12 protein-coding genes and 1 riboswitch are annotated in these 15,443 nt (G+C 71.0%); of the genes, 3 read left to right on the forward strand and 9 right to left on the reverse strand.

Going from position 1 to position 15,443, the window contains the following annotated elements; translation table 11 throughout:
• Positions 1 to 68: 68 nt before the first annotated feature.
• The 4 genes from J7E96_RS34520 to J7E96_RS34535 all read right to left on the reverse strand — a co-directional run bounded on the left by J7E96_RS34520 (position 69) and on the right by J7E96_RS34535 (position 4,973).
• Positions 69 to 794, reverse strand: coding sequence for a GntR family transcriptional regulator (locus tag J7E96_RS34520; RefSeq protein ID WP_215137461.1), 726 nt, complete (start codon positions 792 to 794; stop codon positions 69 to 71).
• A gap of 177 nt (positions 795 to 971) precedes the next feature.
• On the reverse strand, positions 972 to 1,787 hold the full coding sequence (locus tag J7E96_RS34525; protein ID WP_215137463.1) for a M23 family metallopeptidase: 816 nt from the start codon (positions 1,785 to 1,787) through the stop codon (positions 972 to 974).
• 12 nt (positions 1,788 to 1,799) lie between these two features.
• A riboswitch (cyclic di-AMP (ydaO/yuaA leader) is annotated at positions 1,800 to 1,967 on the reverse strand.
• A 223-nt stretch (positions 1,968 to 2,190) separates the two neighbouring features.
• A complete protein-coding gene (locus J7E96_RS34530; RefSeq protein ID WP_215137551.1) occupies positions 2,191 to 3,558 on the reverse strand; it encodes a pitrilysin family protein in 1,368 nt (455 codons plus the stop codon).
• 20 nt (positions 3,559 to 3,578) lie between these two features.
• The gene (locus J7E96_RS34535; RefSeq protein WP_215137553.1) at positions 3,579 to 4,973 is read right to left on the reverse strand and encodes a pitrilysin family protein; all 1,395 of its coding nucleotides are present in this window, start codon (positions 4,971 to 4,973) and stop codon (positions 3,579 to 3,581) included.
• Between the two features lie 215 nt (positions 4,974 to 5,188).
• On the opposite strand from J7E96_RS34535, the gene J7E96_RS34540 reads away from it, so the two are divergent.
• On the forward strand, positions 5,189 to 7,642 hold the full coding sequence (locus tag J7E96_RS34540) for a DNA topoisomerase (ATP-hydrolyzing) subunit A (protein ID WP_215137464.1): 2,454 nt from the start codon (positions 5,189 to 5,191) through the stop codon (positions 7,640 to 7,642).
• A 140-nt stretch (positions 7,643 to 7,782) separates the two neighbouring features.
• Here J7E96_RS34540 and J7E96_RS34545 read toward each other — a convergent pair whose 3' ends face one another.
• Entirely contained in the window at positions 7,783 to 8,829 is a 1,047-nt protein-coding gene (locus tag J7E96_RS34545; protein WP_215137466.1) for a GTP-binding protein, read from the reverse strand.
• A 124-nt stretch (positions 8,830 to 8,953) separates the two neighbouring features.
• Between J7E96_RS34545 and J7E96_RS34550 the strand changes: the two genes are divergently transcribed.
• Positions 8,954 to 10,648 carry a sensor histidine kinase gene (locus J7E96_RS34550; RefSeq protein ID WP_215137468.1) on the forward strand — a complete coding sequence of 565 codons (1,695 nt, stop codon included), beginning with the start codon at positions 8,954 to 8,956 and terminating at the stop codon, positions 10,646 to 10,648.
• Positions 10,645 to 11,325 (forward strand): response regulator, encoded by a 681-nt coding sequence (locus tag J7E96_RS34555; RefSeq protein WP_215137470.1) that lies wholly within the window; start codon positions 10,645 to 10,647, stop codon positions 11,323 to 11,325. The genes J7E96_RS34550 and J7E96_RS34555 overlap by 4 nt, the downstream gene beginning before the upstream one ends.
• A gap of 25 nt (positions 11,326 to 11,350) precedes the next feature.
• On the opposite strand, the gene J7E96_RS34560 is transcribed toward J7E96_RS34555, so the two are convergent.
• From J7E96_RS34560 to J7E96_RS34575, 4 genes are all read right to left on the reverse strand, one after another.
• Positions 11,351 to 12,943 (reverse strand): cation acetate symporter, encoded by a 1,593-nt coding sequence (locus J7E96_RS34560; RefSeq protein WP_215137556.1) that lies wholly within the window; start codon positions 12,941 to 12,943, stop codon positions 11,351 to 11,353.
• 20 nt (positions 12,944 to 12,963) lie between these two features.
• Complete coding sequence (locus tag J7E96_RS34565) at positions 12,964 to 13,443, reverse strand: DUF485 domain-containing protein (RefSeq protein WP_215137472.1); 480 nt, start codon at positions 13,441 to 13,443, stop codon at positions 12,964 to 12,966.
• 97 nt (positions 13,444 to 13,540) lie between these two features.
• Entirely contained in the window at positions 13,541 to 14,206 is a 666-nt protein-coding gene (locus J7E96_RS34570) for a response regulator transcription factor (protein ID WP_215137474.1), read from the reverse strand.
• A complete protein-coding gene (locus tag J7E96_RS34575) occupies positions 14,203 to 15,375 on the reverse strand; it encodes a sensor histidine kinase (protein ID WP_215137476.1) in 1,173 nt (390 codons plus the stop codon). Before J7E96_RS34575 ends, J7E96_RS34570 begins: the two co-directional genes overlap by 4 nt.
• Positions 15,376 to 15,443 lie beyond the last annotated feature (68 nt).

Below are 15,443 nucleotides of genomic sequence, written 5' to 3' on the forward strand. Positions count from 1 at the left end.
CGACCATCCAAAACAGTCACCGGAAATAAGCCCCCGCAAATTCACCCTCTTTGTATACGGCGCGGCTGTTAATGGCGGCCACCCACGGTGTTTACGGCATGTTGCGAAGTCCTCACGCGTCCTTGCCCGCGCTCGCGCTCGCGCTCCCGCTCTCGTTCACGCTCCGGGCCGGGGCGTCGCAACCGGTGCGCGGCCACCGCCCGTTCGGCGTGCAGGGCCGTCAGCGACCGGGCCCGTTCCACGTCGCCGCGCGCCACGGCATCGACGATCGCGGCGTGTTCGGCCCAGGCCTCGGCGGGGCGGGCGTGCTGCTCGACGGCGTACATCCAGGCGATCTTGTGCCTGAGCTGGGTGAGCAGGGCCGTGAGGCCGGGACTGCCCGACGCCTGGGCGAGCGTCTCGTGAAACCAGGTGCCCAGGGAGCGCAGATCCTCGCCCTCGCCCCGGAGGGCCCGCTCCCGACCGAGCCTGACCAGGCCGCGCAGCACCTTGAGGTGTGCCTCGGTGCGCCGCTGGGCGGCGCGGGCCGCACTCAGCGGCTCCAGCAGTGTCCGGACCTCCAGGAGGTCGGCGGCCTCCTGCTCCGTGGGCTCGGCCACGCAGGCGCCCGCGTGCCGGCGCGTAGTGACGAACCCCTCGGACTCCAGCGTGCGCAGAGCCTCGCGCACCGGGACGCGCGAGACACCGTAACGGCGCGCCAGCAGCTCTTCGGTGAGCCGGCTTCCCCGCGGGAAGACACCGGAAACGATGTCGTCACGGATTGCCGTGCATACCGATTGCGCGGGAATGCGCATGACCGAACCTCCGCCTTAATCCCCGCGAAACGCGGTCGATCGACGCTTGTCCGGTGACTCTATTGCAGCATTCCGCAATTTCCGACGGGAACGGGAATCCATGGACGGCTTTTGGACATGCACAAGGCCCCGGCGGGAAGCCGGGGCCTTCTGGACGAGGAACAGTCGACCGAGCCGTCAGACGTTCACGCCGTGCGCGCGCAGGTACGCGACCGGGTCCATGTCCGAACCGTATTCGGGCGACGTACGGGCCTCGAAGTGCAGGTGCGGGCCGGTCGAGTTGCCGGTCGAGCCCGAGAGGCCTATCTGCTGGCCTGAGGCGACGCTCTGGCCGACGGAGACGCCGAGGGACGACAGGTGGCCGTACTGCGTGTACGTGCCGTCGGTCATCCGGATGACGATGTTGTTGCCGTACGCCCCGCCCCAGCCGGCCTCGACGACGGTGCCCGCACCGACGGAGACGACGGAACTGCCCGACGCGGCGCGGAAGTCGACGCCGGAGTGGCTGCCGGAGGACCAGAGGTTGCCGCCGGTCTTGTAGCCGGTGGTCACGAAGGAGCCGGCGACCGGGAGGGTGTAGCCGCCCAGGCGCTTGCGCTCCGCCTCGCGGGCGGCGCGCTCCTTGGCCGCGCGCTCCTCGCGCTCCTTCTTGGCGCGCGCCTCGGCCTCGGCTTTGGCCTTGGCTTCCGCCTTGCGCTTGACCTCGGCCTTGCGCGCGGCCTCTGCCTTGCGCTCCGCCTCCGCCTTGTCGGCGGCCTGCTGCTGCTTCTGGGCCTGAGCGGCGATCTGGTCGGCGAGGGAGTCGCCGATGACGATGGCCTGGGTGAGGCCGGTGTCCTCGACGGCGACGGCCGATTCGGCGGCGAGGGCCGGAGCGGCCAGGCCTCCGATGACGCCGGTCGTCGCGAGGGCCGCGACGCCCGCCATGTTCGCGCTTCTGCGCGTCAGACGGCTCGGACGCCGGTGCTTCCCGGTGGCACGGGTGAACGCCATGGAGTGGCTGATCCTTTCCTTCCTTCTCGCCTACCGGGTTAGCTGACGGGTTCGGAGCAGGAAGGTCTCCTACGGACCCCTCCGTACGTACGCACGCAGGACGTCCGATTCACCCCAGGGACTGATTGGGTCCCCGGCTCCCCTGGCTCGCGCCTGACGGGGACTCGGCGATGGCTGCCCGGTGCCGCGGATGCGGCTCACTGCTGACGGACAGCCGGACAGACGCTAAGCGGGACATCTTTTAATCACCAAACAGACACGGCGTTTTGTAACGCACCCCACAGGCCAGACAGGCAGCCTCCACAACAAACCCGGACATACGGGAAGGACCCCGGCAGCCTTTCGGCCGCCGAGGTCCCTCAATCTCCCGCTTTGGGGTGTAACGCGGTCAGGTGTAGCGCGGTCAGCCCGCGACCACCGTCACATCGCCGATGCCGAGCGCCCTCACGGGCTCCTCGATCTGCGACGCGTCGCCGACGAGGATCGTGACCAGGCGGTTCTCGGGGAAGGCGTTGACCACCGCCGCGGTGGCCTCCACGGTGCCCGTCTCGGCGAGGCGGGCGTACAGCTGGGCCTGGAAGTCGTCCGGCAGCTGCTGCTCGACCTGGTCGGCGAGTGTGCCGGCGACGGCCGCGGCCGTCTCGTACTTGAGCGGCGCGACACCCACCAGGTTCTGTACGGCGACGTCGCGCTCGGCGTCGGTGAGGCCCTCGGCCGCGAGGGTGCGCAGCACCTTCCAGAGGTCTTCGAGCGCCGGACCCGTGGACTCGGTGTCCACCGAGCCGCTGATCGCCAGCATCGCGGCGCCCTTACCGTCGGCCGAGGAGCGCAGCACCTGGCCGAAGGCGCGCACGCCGTACGTGTAGCCCTTCTCCTCGCGCAGGACGCGGTCCAGGCGGGAGGTGAGCGTGCCACCCAGGCAGTACGTACCGAGGACCTGGGCCGGCCAGACACGGTCGTGCCGGTCGGGGCCGATCCGGCCGATGAGCAGCTGCGTCTGGACCGCGCCGGGCCGGTCGACGATGACCACACGGCCCGTGTCGTCGGCCGTCACCGGCGGCACGGGGCGGGGTTCGGCCGTGTCGCCCTTCCACGCGCCCAGGGTGTCGGCCAGGATCGCGTCCAGGTCGGTGCCTTCGAGGTCGCCGACGACCACCGCGGTGGCGGTCGCGGGACGCACGTGCGCCGCGTAGAAGCTCTTCACGGCGGCGGAGTCGATGCGCTCCACCGTCTCCTCGGTGCCCTGGCGCGGCCGCGACATGCGCGAGGTCGCCGGGAACAGCTCCTTGGAGAGCTGCTTGGCCGCGCGGCGGGACGGGTTGGCCGTCTCGTGCGGGATCTCGTCGAGCCGGTTGGCGACCAGGCGCTCGATCTCGCTGTCCGTGAAGCCGGGTGCCCGCAGAGCGTCGGCGAGCAGGCCGAGCGCCTTGGGCAGCCGCGAGACGGGGACCTCCAGGGAGACCCGGACGCCCGGATGGTCGGCGTACGCGTCGAGCGTGGCGCCGCAGCGCTCCAGCTCGGCGGCGAACTCCTCGGCGGAGTGCTTGTCGGTGCCCTCGGAGAAGGCCCGCGCCATGATGGTGGCCACGCCGTCCAGGCCCGTGGGCTCAGCCTCCAGAGGGGCGGCGAGGAAGACCTCGACGGCCACGACCTGCTGACCGGGGCGGTGGCAGCGCAGCACGGTCAGGCCGTTGGGCAGGGCCCCGCGCTCGGGGGCGGGGAAGGCCCACGGCGTGGGGGTGCCCCCCTGCGGCTGCGGGTGGAACTTCATGCTGACGGCTGCGGTGTCGGTCACTTGTCCGCCCCTTCCTGCGTTCCGGTCTCGGCGGCGTCGGTGGTGTCGGCTGCGGCTGCGTCTTCCGCCTCGGAAGCCGCGTCCTCGGCGTGCGTGGGCTCGTACACCAGGACCGCGCGGTTGTCCGGGCGGAGCCTGGCCTTGGCGACCGCCTGGACCTCCTCCGCGGTGATGTCCAGGACGCGCTTGACGGCGGACAGGGCGAGCTGCGGGTCGCCGAACAGGACGGCGTACCGGCACAGTTCGTCGGCGCGGCCCGCGACCGTACCGAGCCGGTCCAGCCACTCGCGCTCCAACTGGGCCTGCGCGCGCTCCATCTCCTCGGGCGTGGGGCCCTCGGCGGCGAAGCGGGCCAGCTCCTCGTCGACGGCTCGCTCGATGTCGGGCACCTCGACGCCGGCCGACGTCTTCACGTCGAGCCAGCCGAGCGAGGGGGCGCCGGCGAGCCGCAGCAGTCCGAAGCCGGCGGCGACGGCCGTCCGGTCGCGGCGGACCAGGCGGTTGTGCAGCCGGGAGGACTCGCCGCCGCCGAGGACGGTGAGGGCCAGGTCGGCGGCGTCGGACTCGCGGGTGCCGTCGTGCGGGAGCCGGTAGGCGGCCATCAGCGCGCGGGCCGGGACCTCTTCGCGGATCTCCTCGCGGATCTCCTTGCCGATGATGTCGGGGAGCGTGCCGTCACGCGGCTGCTGCTTGCCGTCGTGGTGCGGGATGGAGCCGAAGTACTTCTCGATCCAGGCCAGCGTCTGCACCGGGTCGATGTCGCCGACGACCGAGAGCACCGCGTTGTTGGGCGCGTAGTACGTACGGAAGAAGGCGCGCGCGTCTTCGAGGGTCGCGGCGTCCAGGTCGGCCATCGAGCCGATCGGCGTGTGGTGGTACGGGTGGCCCTCCGGGTAGGAGAGGGCGGTCAGCTTCTCGAACGCGGTGCCGTACGGAACGTTGTCGTACCGCTGGCGGCGTTCGTTCTTGACGACGTCGCGCTGGTTCTCCATGGACTCTTCGTCGAGCGCGGAGAGCAGCGAGCCCATCCGGTCGGCTTCCAGCCACAGCGCCAGCTCCACCTGGTGGGCGGGCATCGTCTCGAAGTAATTGGTGCGCTCGAAGCTGGTCGTGCCGTTGAGCGAACCGCCCGCACCCTGCACCAGCTCGAAGTGGCCATTGCCCTTGACCTGCGCCGAGCCCTGGAACATCAGGTGCTCGAAGAGGTGAGCAAGACCGGTGCGCCCCTTGACTTCGTGGCGCGAGCCCACGTCGTACCAGAGGCAGACCGCGGCGACCGGGGTCAGGTGGTCCTCGGAGAGCACCACGCGCAGGCCATTGGCCAGCCGGTGCTCAGTCGCTGTCAGGCCGCCGGAACCGGCCTGCGCTGTGGCCGTGTGACCCATGGGCATGTACGTCCCTTCGATCGCGATATGAAGAAGTCCTGCCACTGTATGCAAGCGCACTGACACCTGGCGAAGTTCCCGGCCGGTGTACGCCCTCAGGGAACGCCCGAGCAGGCGCTACGGACGGGTCGAGGTCGGCGTTGTCAGTGCGTCGGTCCACAATGGTCGGCATCAGACCCAAGAACTCAGCCCGACAGAACCGCGAAGGAGCCGCAGCCGCGATGGCCCGCCGCAGCACGAAGACCCCGCCGCCGGACGATGCGTTCGAGGAGAAGATCCTCGATGTCGACGTCGTCGACGAAATGCAGGGCTCCTTCCTCGAGTACGCGTACTCGGTGATCTACTCGCGAGCGCTGCCCGACGCCCGCGACGGCATGAAGCCGGTGCACCGACGCATCGTCTACCAGATGAACGAGATGGGGCTGCGGCCCGACCGCGGCTATGTGAAGTGCGCCCGCGTCGTCGGCGAGGTGATGGGCAAGCTGCACCCGCACGGCGACGCGTCGATCTACGACGCCCTGGTGCGGATGGCGCAGCCCTTCTCGATGCGCCTGCCGCTCGTCGACGGGCACGGCAACTTCGGCTCCCTCGGCAACGACGACCCGCCGGCCGCCATGCGGTACACCGAGTGCCGGATGGCCGACGCCACGTCGCTGATGACCGAGTCGATCGACGAGGACACGGTCGACTTCAACCCGAACTACGACGGGCAGGAGCGGGAGCCGGTCGCGCTTCCCGCGGCGTATCCGAACCTGCTGGTCAACGGCGCGTCCGGGATCGCCGTCGGCATGGCGACGAACATGCCGCCGCACAACCTGGGCGAGATCGTCGCCGCCGCCCGGCATCTGATCAAGCACCCCGGCGCGGATCTTGAGACGCTGATGCGTTTCGTGCCGGGTCCGGACCTGCCGACCGGCGGCCGCATCGTCGGCCTCGGCGGGATCAAGGACGCGTACGAGAACGGCCGCGGCACCTTCAAGATCCGCTCGACGGCCACCGTGGAGAACGTGACGGCGCGCCGCAAGGGCCTGGTGATCACCGAACTGCCCTTCACCGTCGGCCCGGAGAAGGTGATCGCGAAGATCAAGGACCTGGTCTCGTCGAAGAAGCTCCAGGGCATCGCGGACGTCAAGGACCTCACGGACCGCATGCACGGCCTGCGGCTGGTCATCGAGATCAAGAACGGCTTCGTCCCCGAGGCCGTCCTGGAGCAGCTCTACAAGCTGACGCCGATGGAGGAGACCTTCGGCATCAACAACGTGGCGCTGGTGGACGGTCAGCCGCTGACGCTGGGCCTCAAGGAGCTGCTGGAGGTCTATCTCGATCACCGCTTCGAGGTCGTACGGCGTCGCAGCGAGTTCCGCCGCACCAAGCGGCGCGACCGGCTGCACCTGGTGCTCGGCCTGCTCGTCGCGCTGCTCGACATCGACGAGGTCATCCGCCTCATCCGCTCCAGCGACAACTCGGCACAGGCCAAGGAACGGCTGATCGAGCACTTCTCGCTGAGCGAGATCCAGACGCAGTACATCCTGGACACGCCGCTGCGCCGGCTCACCAAGTTCGACAAGATCGAGCTGGAGGCCGAGCGGGACCGGCTCACCACCGAGATCGACGAGCTGACCGCGATCCTGGAGTCGGACACCGAGCTGCGCAAGCTGGTCTCGACCGAACTGGCAGCGGTCGCGAAGAAGTTCGGCACCGACCGGCGCACCGTGCTGCTGGAGTCCGGAAGTTCGCCGGTCGCCGCGGTGCCGCTGGAGGTCGCGGACGACCCGTGCCGGGTCCTCCTGTCCTCGACCGGCCTGCTGGCCCGTACGGCCAATGGCGAGCCCCTCGCCCTGGACGACGCCCGGCGAACCAAGCACGACGTGATCGTCTCGGCCGTGCCGGCCACGGCGCGCGGCGACGTGGGCGCGGTGACGTCGTCCGGCCGCCTGCTGCGCCTCGCGGTCATCGACCTGCCCCAGCTCCCGGACACGGCCTCCGCGCCCAACCTCTCGGGCGGGGCGCCGGTCAGTGAGTTCCTGACCCTGGAGCCGGACGAGACGCTGGTCTGCCTCACCACCCTCGACGAGTCCTCACCGGGGCTCGCGCTCGGAACCGAGCAGGGCGTGGTCAAGCGGGTGGTCCCGGACTATCCGTCCAACAAGGACGAACTGGAGGTCATCACCCTCAGGGACGGTGACCGGGTCGTCGGCGGGGCGGAGCTGCGCACGGGCGAGGAGGACCTGGTCTTCATCACGGACGACGCCCAGCTGCTGCGTTACCCGGCGGGACAGGTCAGGCCGCAGGGCCGGGCCGCGGGCGGTATGGCGGGCATCAAGCTCGCCGAGGGCGCCAAGGTGATCTCGTTCACCGCGGTGGACCCGGCGGCGGACGCCGTGGTCTTCACGGTGGCCGGCACGGCCGGCACGCTGCTCGGGGACACGGAGACGTCGGCGAAGCTGACGCCGTTCGACCAGTACCCGCGCAAGGGCCGGGCCACTGGCGGCGTGCGCTGCCAGCGGTTCCTCAAGGGCGAGGACATCCTCATCCTGGCCTGGGCGGGCCCGGCTCCGGCCCGCGCGGCAACGAAGAACGGCGCCCCGGTGGAACTGCCGGAGCAGGACCCCCGCCGCGACGGCTCAGGCACCCCCCTGACAACCCCGGTCGCGGCCCTGGCGGGCCCGGTGTAACAAACCGCAGCTGTCCTCACCGCCGGGGCGGGCTGCCTCCGCAGCCCGCCCCGGCGGCCAGGACACCCCCGCTTCCTTCCAGCCCGTCCGGCGGTTGAGGACTTCGGGAAGGGGCGGGGTGGGGAAGAAAAAAGCCGCCCTCAGCTCTCGCCCTGCACGTACCGCAGCACGCCCCACATGCTGTGTTCAGCGGCCGGGGCGTCCTGCGGAGCGTCCGCCCGACAGGCCTCGAGCTCCTTGCCGAGCGCTTCGGCGTCCGTCCCGGACCCGATGAGCACAAGCTGCGTGATCCTCGGCTCGTCGCGCCCCCAGGGCTCTGGGTAGAACCGCAGGAACCGGCCGACCGCATGCACCCCGTACCGGTTCCGCGAGTCGGCCGTACCGAAGTCGACGTACCCCTTGATCCGGTAGAGCCCCTCCGGCCTGGTGTCGAGGAAGTCCATCAGCCGGCGCGGATTCATCGGCACGTCGGAGCTGAAGGAGACGCTTTCGTACGCCGCGTGCAGATGATCGCCGTGGCAGTCGTGCGCTTCGTCCTCGCTCCGCAGGTCGTCGAACGACAGCTGCCGCACCTTCTCCTCGCCGTCCACCCGCACCGCCGGGTCGAAGAGCAGCTCCGGGTCGATCCGCCCGTACGACGCGAGGACGACAGCCGTACCGCCGCTCAGCTCCCCGACCGTGTCCAGGACGCGCCCGAGCTGCTCCTCCCCCACTCGGTCCGTCTTGTTCAGCACGACGAGGTCGGCGACGGCGAGATGCCGGTCCAGCTCGGGATGACGCTCCCGCGTCGCCTCGAACTCGACGGCGTCGACGACCTCGGCCAGCCCCCCGTACACGATCCGATCGTTCTCGCTGGCCAGGATCATCCGGACCAGCTCCTGCGGCTCGGCGAGCCCGCTCGCCTCAATGACGATCACGTCGAGACGCGCGGCGGGCCGGGTCAGCTTCTCCAGGTACTCGTCGAGCTCACTCACATCGACGGCGCAGCACAGACACCCGTTGCCCAGCGAAACAGTGGAGTCCCCGAGCTGCCCGGCAACCGCCATGGCGTCGATCTCGATGGCCCCGAAGTCGTTGACGATCGCACCGATCCTGGTGCCCCGGCTCTGCGCGAGCAGGTGGTTGAGCAAGGTCGTCTTGCCGGAACCCAGGAAGCCCGCGAGGACGATGACCGGGATCTGCTTCATGCTCACCAGGGGGGCCTTTCTCATGGCGCGGGAACGGGCCGCCCCAGGATATTGGCGCCCCGGACGCGCTCCGGACGCCCGCGGAATTTCGGAAAGGTGTGCCAGCCGCTTACCGTTCGTAGACATGAGCGCCGCACCGACCTCCACCCGCAGACGGCTCCGTCTGGGCTGGCCCCAGCGCGTCTTCTCGCAAGTCCTCCTGATGCAGCTCGCCATCGCCACCGGCGTCACCGTGCTCGCCACCGGCCTCTTCCTCGCCCCGCTCAGCGCTCAGCTCGACGACGAGGCGATGCGGCGCGCGCTCGCGATCGCACAGACCACCGCGGCCCAGCCGCAGCTCGCCGGCGCGGTGACCGGGTCCCGGCCCGCGGCCGAAGGGCCCGTACAGGCCGAGGCGGACCGCATCAGGCGCTCCACCGGCGCCGAGTACGTCGTGATCATGGACGAGCGCGGCGTCCGCTGGTCCCACACCGACCCCCGCCAGATCGGCAAGGTCGTCTCCACCGACCCCAGCGAGGCGCTCGCAGGCCGCGAGGTCATGGAAATCGACGAGGGTACGCTCGGCCGCTCCGCCCGCGGCAAGGTCCCGCTGCGCGACGCCGGCGGCGAGATCGTCGGCGCGGTTTCGGTCGGCATCGAGTACGACAGCGTCCGCGCCCGGCTGCTGGCGGCGATCCCCGGGCTGCTGGCGTACGCGGGCGGCGCACTCGCCGTCGGCGCGGTGGCGGCGTATCTCATCTCCCGAAGACTCCAGCGGCAGACCCATGACCTGGCGTTCTCCGACATCTCCGCGCTGCTGGCCGAGCGCGAGGCGATGCTGCACGGCATCCGCGAAGGCGTCGTCGCCCTTGATGGCGCCGGCCGGATCCGGCTGATGAACGACGAGGCCCAGCGATTGCTCGGCCTCGGCGCCGAGGCCACCGGGCAGCCGCTCGACGAGGTGCTGGGGGAAGGGCGTACGGCGGATGTGCTCGCGGGGCGGGTGACCGGCGACGACCTGCTGATCGTGCGCGGGCAGCGCGTGCTCGTCACCAACCGGATGCCGACGGACGACGGCGGCGCCGTGGCGACGCTGCGCGACCGTACCGAGCTGGAGCGGCTCGGCCGCGAGCTGGACTCCACGCGCGGTCTGATCGACGCCCTGCGCGCCCAGGACCACGAGCACGCCAACCGGATGCATACGCTCCTCGGCCTGCTGGAGCTGGGCATGCACGAGGAAGCGGTGGAGTTCGTGACGGAGGTCGCGGGGGTGCACCGCGCCACCGCCGAGCAGATCACCGAGAAGATCCACGACCCGATGCTGGCCGCGCTGCTGGTCGGGAAGGCCACGGTCGCCGCCGAACGCGGGGTCGCGCTCCGGCTCTCCGACGCGACGCTGCTACCGGACCGGCTTGTGGACCCGCGCGGCCTGGTCACCGTCGTCGGCAATCTGGTGGACAACGCGCTGGACGCCTCGGCAGGGTCCCCCGACGCCGAGATCGAGGTCGAGCTGCGGGCGCGCGGGCGTACGGCCGTGCTGCGGGTGACCGACAGCGGGGCCGGTGTCCCGGCCGCTCAACGCGAGCTGATCTTCACGGAGGGGTGGTCGACCAAGCAGCTCCCGGCCCACGGGAAGCGTGGCCTCGGCCTCGCGATGGTGCGCAGGCTCGCGGAGCGGCAGGGCGGCAGCGCCCGGGCCGGCGAGGGGGAGCGGGGCGGCGCCGAATTCACCGTCGTACTGCCGGAGGCTCTGACGGATGCCGGGCTGACGGACGCAGGGCCGAGCGACTCGGACCTGACCAAGGCGGCGGCGCTGGACACGGCGGGAGAGACGCGGTGATCGACGTACTGGTGGTGGACGACGACGTCCGCGTGGCGGAGATCAACGCGGCGTACGTAACCAAGGTCGCCGGCTTTCGCGTCGCCGGCCTGGCCCATTCCGCCGCCGACGCGCTGGCGCAGCTCCGGGCGACCCACGTCGACCTGGTGCTCCTGGACCACTACCTGCCGGACCGGAACGGACTCGCGCTCGTCCAGGAGTTGCGCACCCTCGGCCTCCAGACCGACGTCATCATGGTGACGGCGGCGCGCGACATCGGGACCGTCCAGGCGGCGATGCGCCAGGGAGCCCTCCAGTACCTGGTGAAGCCCTTCAACTTCGCCGGGCTGCGGACAAAGCTCGAGGCGTACGCTGCGCTGCGCCGGACCCTCGACGGCGGCGGCGAGGCGGAACAGGCCGAGGTGGACCGCATCTTCGGAGCGCTCTCCGTGACCGGCTCCGCCGACCTGCCCAAGGGACACTCGCCCACCACGGCGGCCATGGTCCGGCAGGTGCTGCTGGCCGCCGGAGGGCCACTGTCCGCCCAGGAGATCGCCGAGCGGGCGGGCATGAGCAGGCAGACCGCGCAGCGTTATCTGAAGCTGCTGGAACGGTCGGGGCGGGTACGGCTCAGCCTCAAGTACGGCGAGACGGGCCGCCCGGAGCACCGGTACGCGTGGACGGCGAGCGGCAGCTGAGCTCGCTCGTGCGGCCCCCGCCCGGTCACACCGCGCCGGCGCCCGTCAGCGAACGCACCTCTGTCTCCGCGTGTTTGGCCTCGTCCGGCGGTTCGGGCGACAGCACCGTACCGGCCCAGCCCGCGAGGAAGCCCAGCGGGATCGAGACCAGGCCCGGATTCTGCAGCGGGAAGAGCTGGAAGTCGACGCCGGGGAACAGCGCTTCGGGGCTGCCGGAGACGACCGGCGAGAGCAGCACGAGCAGCACGGCCGGGATCAGGCCGCCGTACACCGACCAGACCGCGCCGCGGGTGGTGAAGTTCCGCCAGAACAGCGAGTAGAGCAGCGCCGGCAGATTGGCGGACGCGGCGACCGCGAAGGCCAGGCCGACGAGGAAGGCGACGTTCAGGTCGCGCGCGAGCAGGCCGAGCGCGATGGCCACGGCTCCGATGCCCGCCGCCGCGATACGGGCGACCGCGACCTCGCTGTGCTGCTTGGCGCGGCGCCGCTGGAGGGAGGCGTACAGATCGTGGGCCACGGAGGCGGAGGAGGCCAGCGTGATGCCGGCCACGACCGCGAGGATGGTGGCGAAGGCGATGGCCGCGACGACGGCGAAGAGAACCGTTCCTCCTGTGGAGCCCGCGCCGCCGCCCAGGTCGAGCGCGAGCAGCGGAACCGCCGTGTTCCCCGCCGCGTTGGACGCCCTTACCGCGTCGGATCCGACCACCGCCGCCGCGCCGAAACCGAGCACGATCGTCATCAGGTAGAAGCTGCCGATGAGGCCGATGGACCAGACGACCGAGCGGCGGGCGGCGCGCGCGGTCGGCACGGTGTAGAAGCGGGACAGGATGTGCGGCAGACCGGCCGTGCCGAGGACGAGCGCGAGACCGAGGCTGATGAAGTCGAAGCGGGCCGTCCAGTCCCCGCCGTACCGGAGGCCGGGCGACAGGAAGTCCCTGCCGTGGCCGCTGCGCTCCGCGGCGGAGAGCAGCAGTTGGTTGAAGTCGCCGTGGAAGCGCACCAGGACGAGCACGGTGAGTGCGACCGTACCGGCCATCAGCAGCACTGCCTTGACGATCTGAATCCAGGTGGTGGCCCGCATCCCTCCCAGCGATACATAGATCACCATCAGCGCGCCCACGCCGATGACCGTCCAGGAGCGCGCGGCCTCGCTGCTCCCGCCCAGCAGCAGCGCGACCAGGCTGCCCGCCCCCACCATCTGCGCCACCAGATAGAGAACGGACACGGTGACCGAAGAAGTTCCCAACGCGATACGGACAGGTCGCTCGCTCATCCGCGCGGCGACGACGTCCGCGAGCGTGAACCGGCCGCAGTTGCGAACGAGTTCGGCGACGAGCAGCAGGACGACGAGCCACGCTACGAGGAAGCCGACGGAGTAGAGCATGCCGTCGTAGCCGAAGAGCGCGATCAGCCCCGAGATGCCGAGGAAGGACGCGGCTGACATGTAGTCGCCCGCGATGGCGAAACCGTTCTCCATCGGCGAGAACAGCCGGCCCCCCGCGTAGAACTCCTCCGCGGAACCGCGCCGGTTGCGGCTCACCCAGGTCGTGATGGCCAGTGTCGCCGCGACGAAGGCGCAGAACAGCACCAGCGCGAGCGTCTGGTGCTGCGTGGTCAGCGTTTGCATCGCCTGGCCGCTCATCGCTTGATCCCCCGGGTCAGTTCCTGCGTGTCCCAGCGGAGATCGAGTGCCGCGCGGTCCCTGCGCAGCCGCGCGTGTCGTGCGTACGCCCAGGTCAGCAGGAAGGTGGTGAGGAACTGGCCGAGTCCGGCGACCATCGCGACGTTCACCGCGCCCACGACGGGGCGCGCCATCAGGTCGTGCGCGGTGGTCGCCGCGACGACGTAGACGACGTACCAGGTGAAGAAGGCGAGGGTCGCGGGAACGACGAACCGCCGGTAGCGGCTGCGTACTTCCTGGAAGGCGGCGCTGCGCTGCACCTCCAGATAGATCTCGGCCGCACTGGGACCGGGTTCGGGGCCCGCGGGCGCCGTCGGCGTGACCGGCGCGGGGGCGCCCGTACCGTCCAGTTCGCCCCAGCCCGAGGCGAGGGCGTCGTACCAGGGATCGTCGAACCGCACCGCTGCGGCGGCCTCGCGCCCTTCGTGCTTCTCCACCCGACAACTCTCCTTGTCCGCGAACGAATTGTCCGCGTGCCCAAGGATGGACAGAGTGGGAAGATCCGGGACTCTTCAATCCCTTCACTTCACCCCATCAGGTGACGGATGTACCAGGTGGCTGTGCGAGCCCGTGCCGGTAGGCGTATCGCACCGCTTGGGCCCGGTCGCGCACGCCCGCCTTGGCGAAGAGGTTGTTGATGTGTGTCTTCACGGTGGCCGTTCCGATGTGCAGCGCGCGGGCGATCTCGGCGTTGGACAGCCCCTCCGCGACGAGCGCCAGCACCTCGGCCTCGCGCCGGGTGAGACCGTCGGGCAGCTCGGCCGGCGCGCTCCTGACGGGGGCCGTGACCTGCTCCAGGAGGCGCAGTTGGACCGCGGGCGCGAGCCCCGCCCGGCCCGACATCACATCGGCGACGGCACGCGCGATCTCCTCGCCGCCCGCGTCCTTGGTGAGATATCCGCGCGCCCCCGCCCGCAGCGCCGCGAAGAGCGAGTCGTCGTCCGCGTACGTCGTGAGCACCACCACCTGGGTCGCGGGATGGGCGGCGCGGATACGGCGAGTCGCCTCCACGCCGTCGCAGCGCGGCATCCGCAGGTCCATCAGGACGACGTCGGGCGCGTGCGCGGCGACGAGTGCCACCGCTTCGTCGCCGTCCTTCGCCGCGCCGACCACCTCGATGCCGGGCAACAGTCCGAGGATCAGCACGATGCCCTCACGCACCATCGCCTGATCGTCGGCCACGACGACTCTCGCGGTCATGCCGGCACCCGCAGCAGCACCGCGTAACCCTTGCCGTCCGGACCGGCCTCCAGGCTGCCGCCGAGCAGTTCGGCCCGTTCCCGCATCCCCAGCAGGCCGTAGCCGCAGCCGGAGGCCGTGAGTTCGCCGGCATGGCCCGCCGCGCCGGTCGCGCCCGAGTCCCGTACGTCCAAAACCACTTCCCCCTCCCCGTACACGAGCAGGATACGAACCGTCGCCCCCGGCGCGTGCTTGCGTACGTTCGTCAACGCCTCCTGCGCCACCCGCCGCACCGTCTGCGACGCCTCGGCGGACAGCGGCCTGCGCTCCCCCGACACTGCGAGCGTCACGCCCCCTGAAGGCACCACCAGTTCGCGCAGGAAGGGCTCCACGGCCGCCATCTCACCACGCAGCGCGGAGAGCGCCTGGCGGGTCTCCGCGAGCCCCTCACGTGCCATGCCGCGCGCCGCCACGACCCGCTCCAGGATCTGCGCCCGGTCCGCGCCCTGCTCGATCTGGATCCGCGCGGCCTCGAGGTGCACCATCTGCGCGGAGAGACTGTGGGCCAGAACGTCGTGGATCTCGCGCGCGATGCGGGCGCGCTCGGCCAGCGCGGCGGACTCGGCCTCCGCCGTACGGGCGGCCCGCTCCTGCGCCAGCAGCCGGAACCCGGCGCCGCGGGCCTGGGCGTCGAGACGCAGCGCGTAGCCGATGATCACGATCCCGAACCCCAGGAAGGCCGGCTCCATGCCACCGTCGTCGTTGACGGCGTGCGCCGCCAGGACGGCCGCGGACACGGGCAGGGCGGCGGCGAGCGGCAGCCGCGCCATGGCCTGCACGGCGCACATGATCCACAGAATGGAGGCCGGGCTCCGTGCCCCGGCGGCGTACGAGCCGGCCCCGACCAGGGCCACCACGCCGAGCGCCCCCACCGCCGGCAGCAGCCGGTTGAGCCTCGTGAGCCTTTCGTACGCGTGGGCGGCGACGGCGCACAGCGCGGCCCCGGCCACGGGGACCACGACGGCGGCGCCCCGGAAGACCCCCGCGCCGTACGCCGTCCAGAGGACCCAGATGGTCATCGACGCCCAGACGATGCCGTCGATGACCATCCGCACCCTCGGCACACCGAGCCGCGACAGGGCCTCCGCGGAAGGCCACGCGGTCCAGCCACCGTTCCCCTGCGATGTCATGGAACGACCCTACGGACCGGGCTCGCACACGGGATCGGCTCGTGGGTGGAGCTGTGCGCTCCACCCAC

This window comes from Streptomyces sp. ISL-96, assembly GCF_018614035.1.
Lineage (GTDB): Bacteria > Actinomycetota > Actinomycetes > Streptomycetales > Streptomycetaceae > Streptomyces.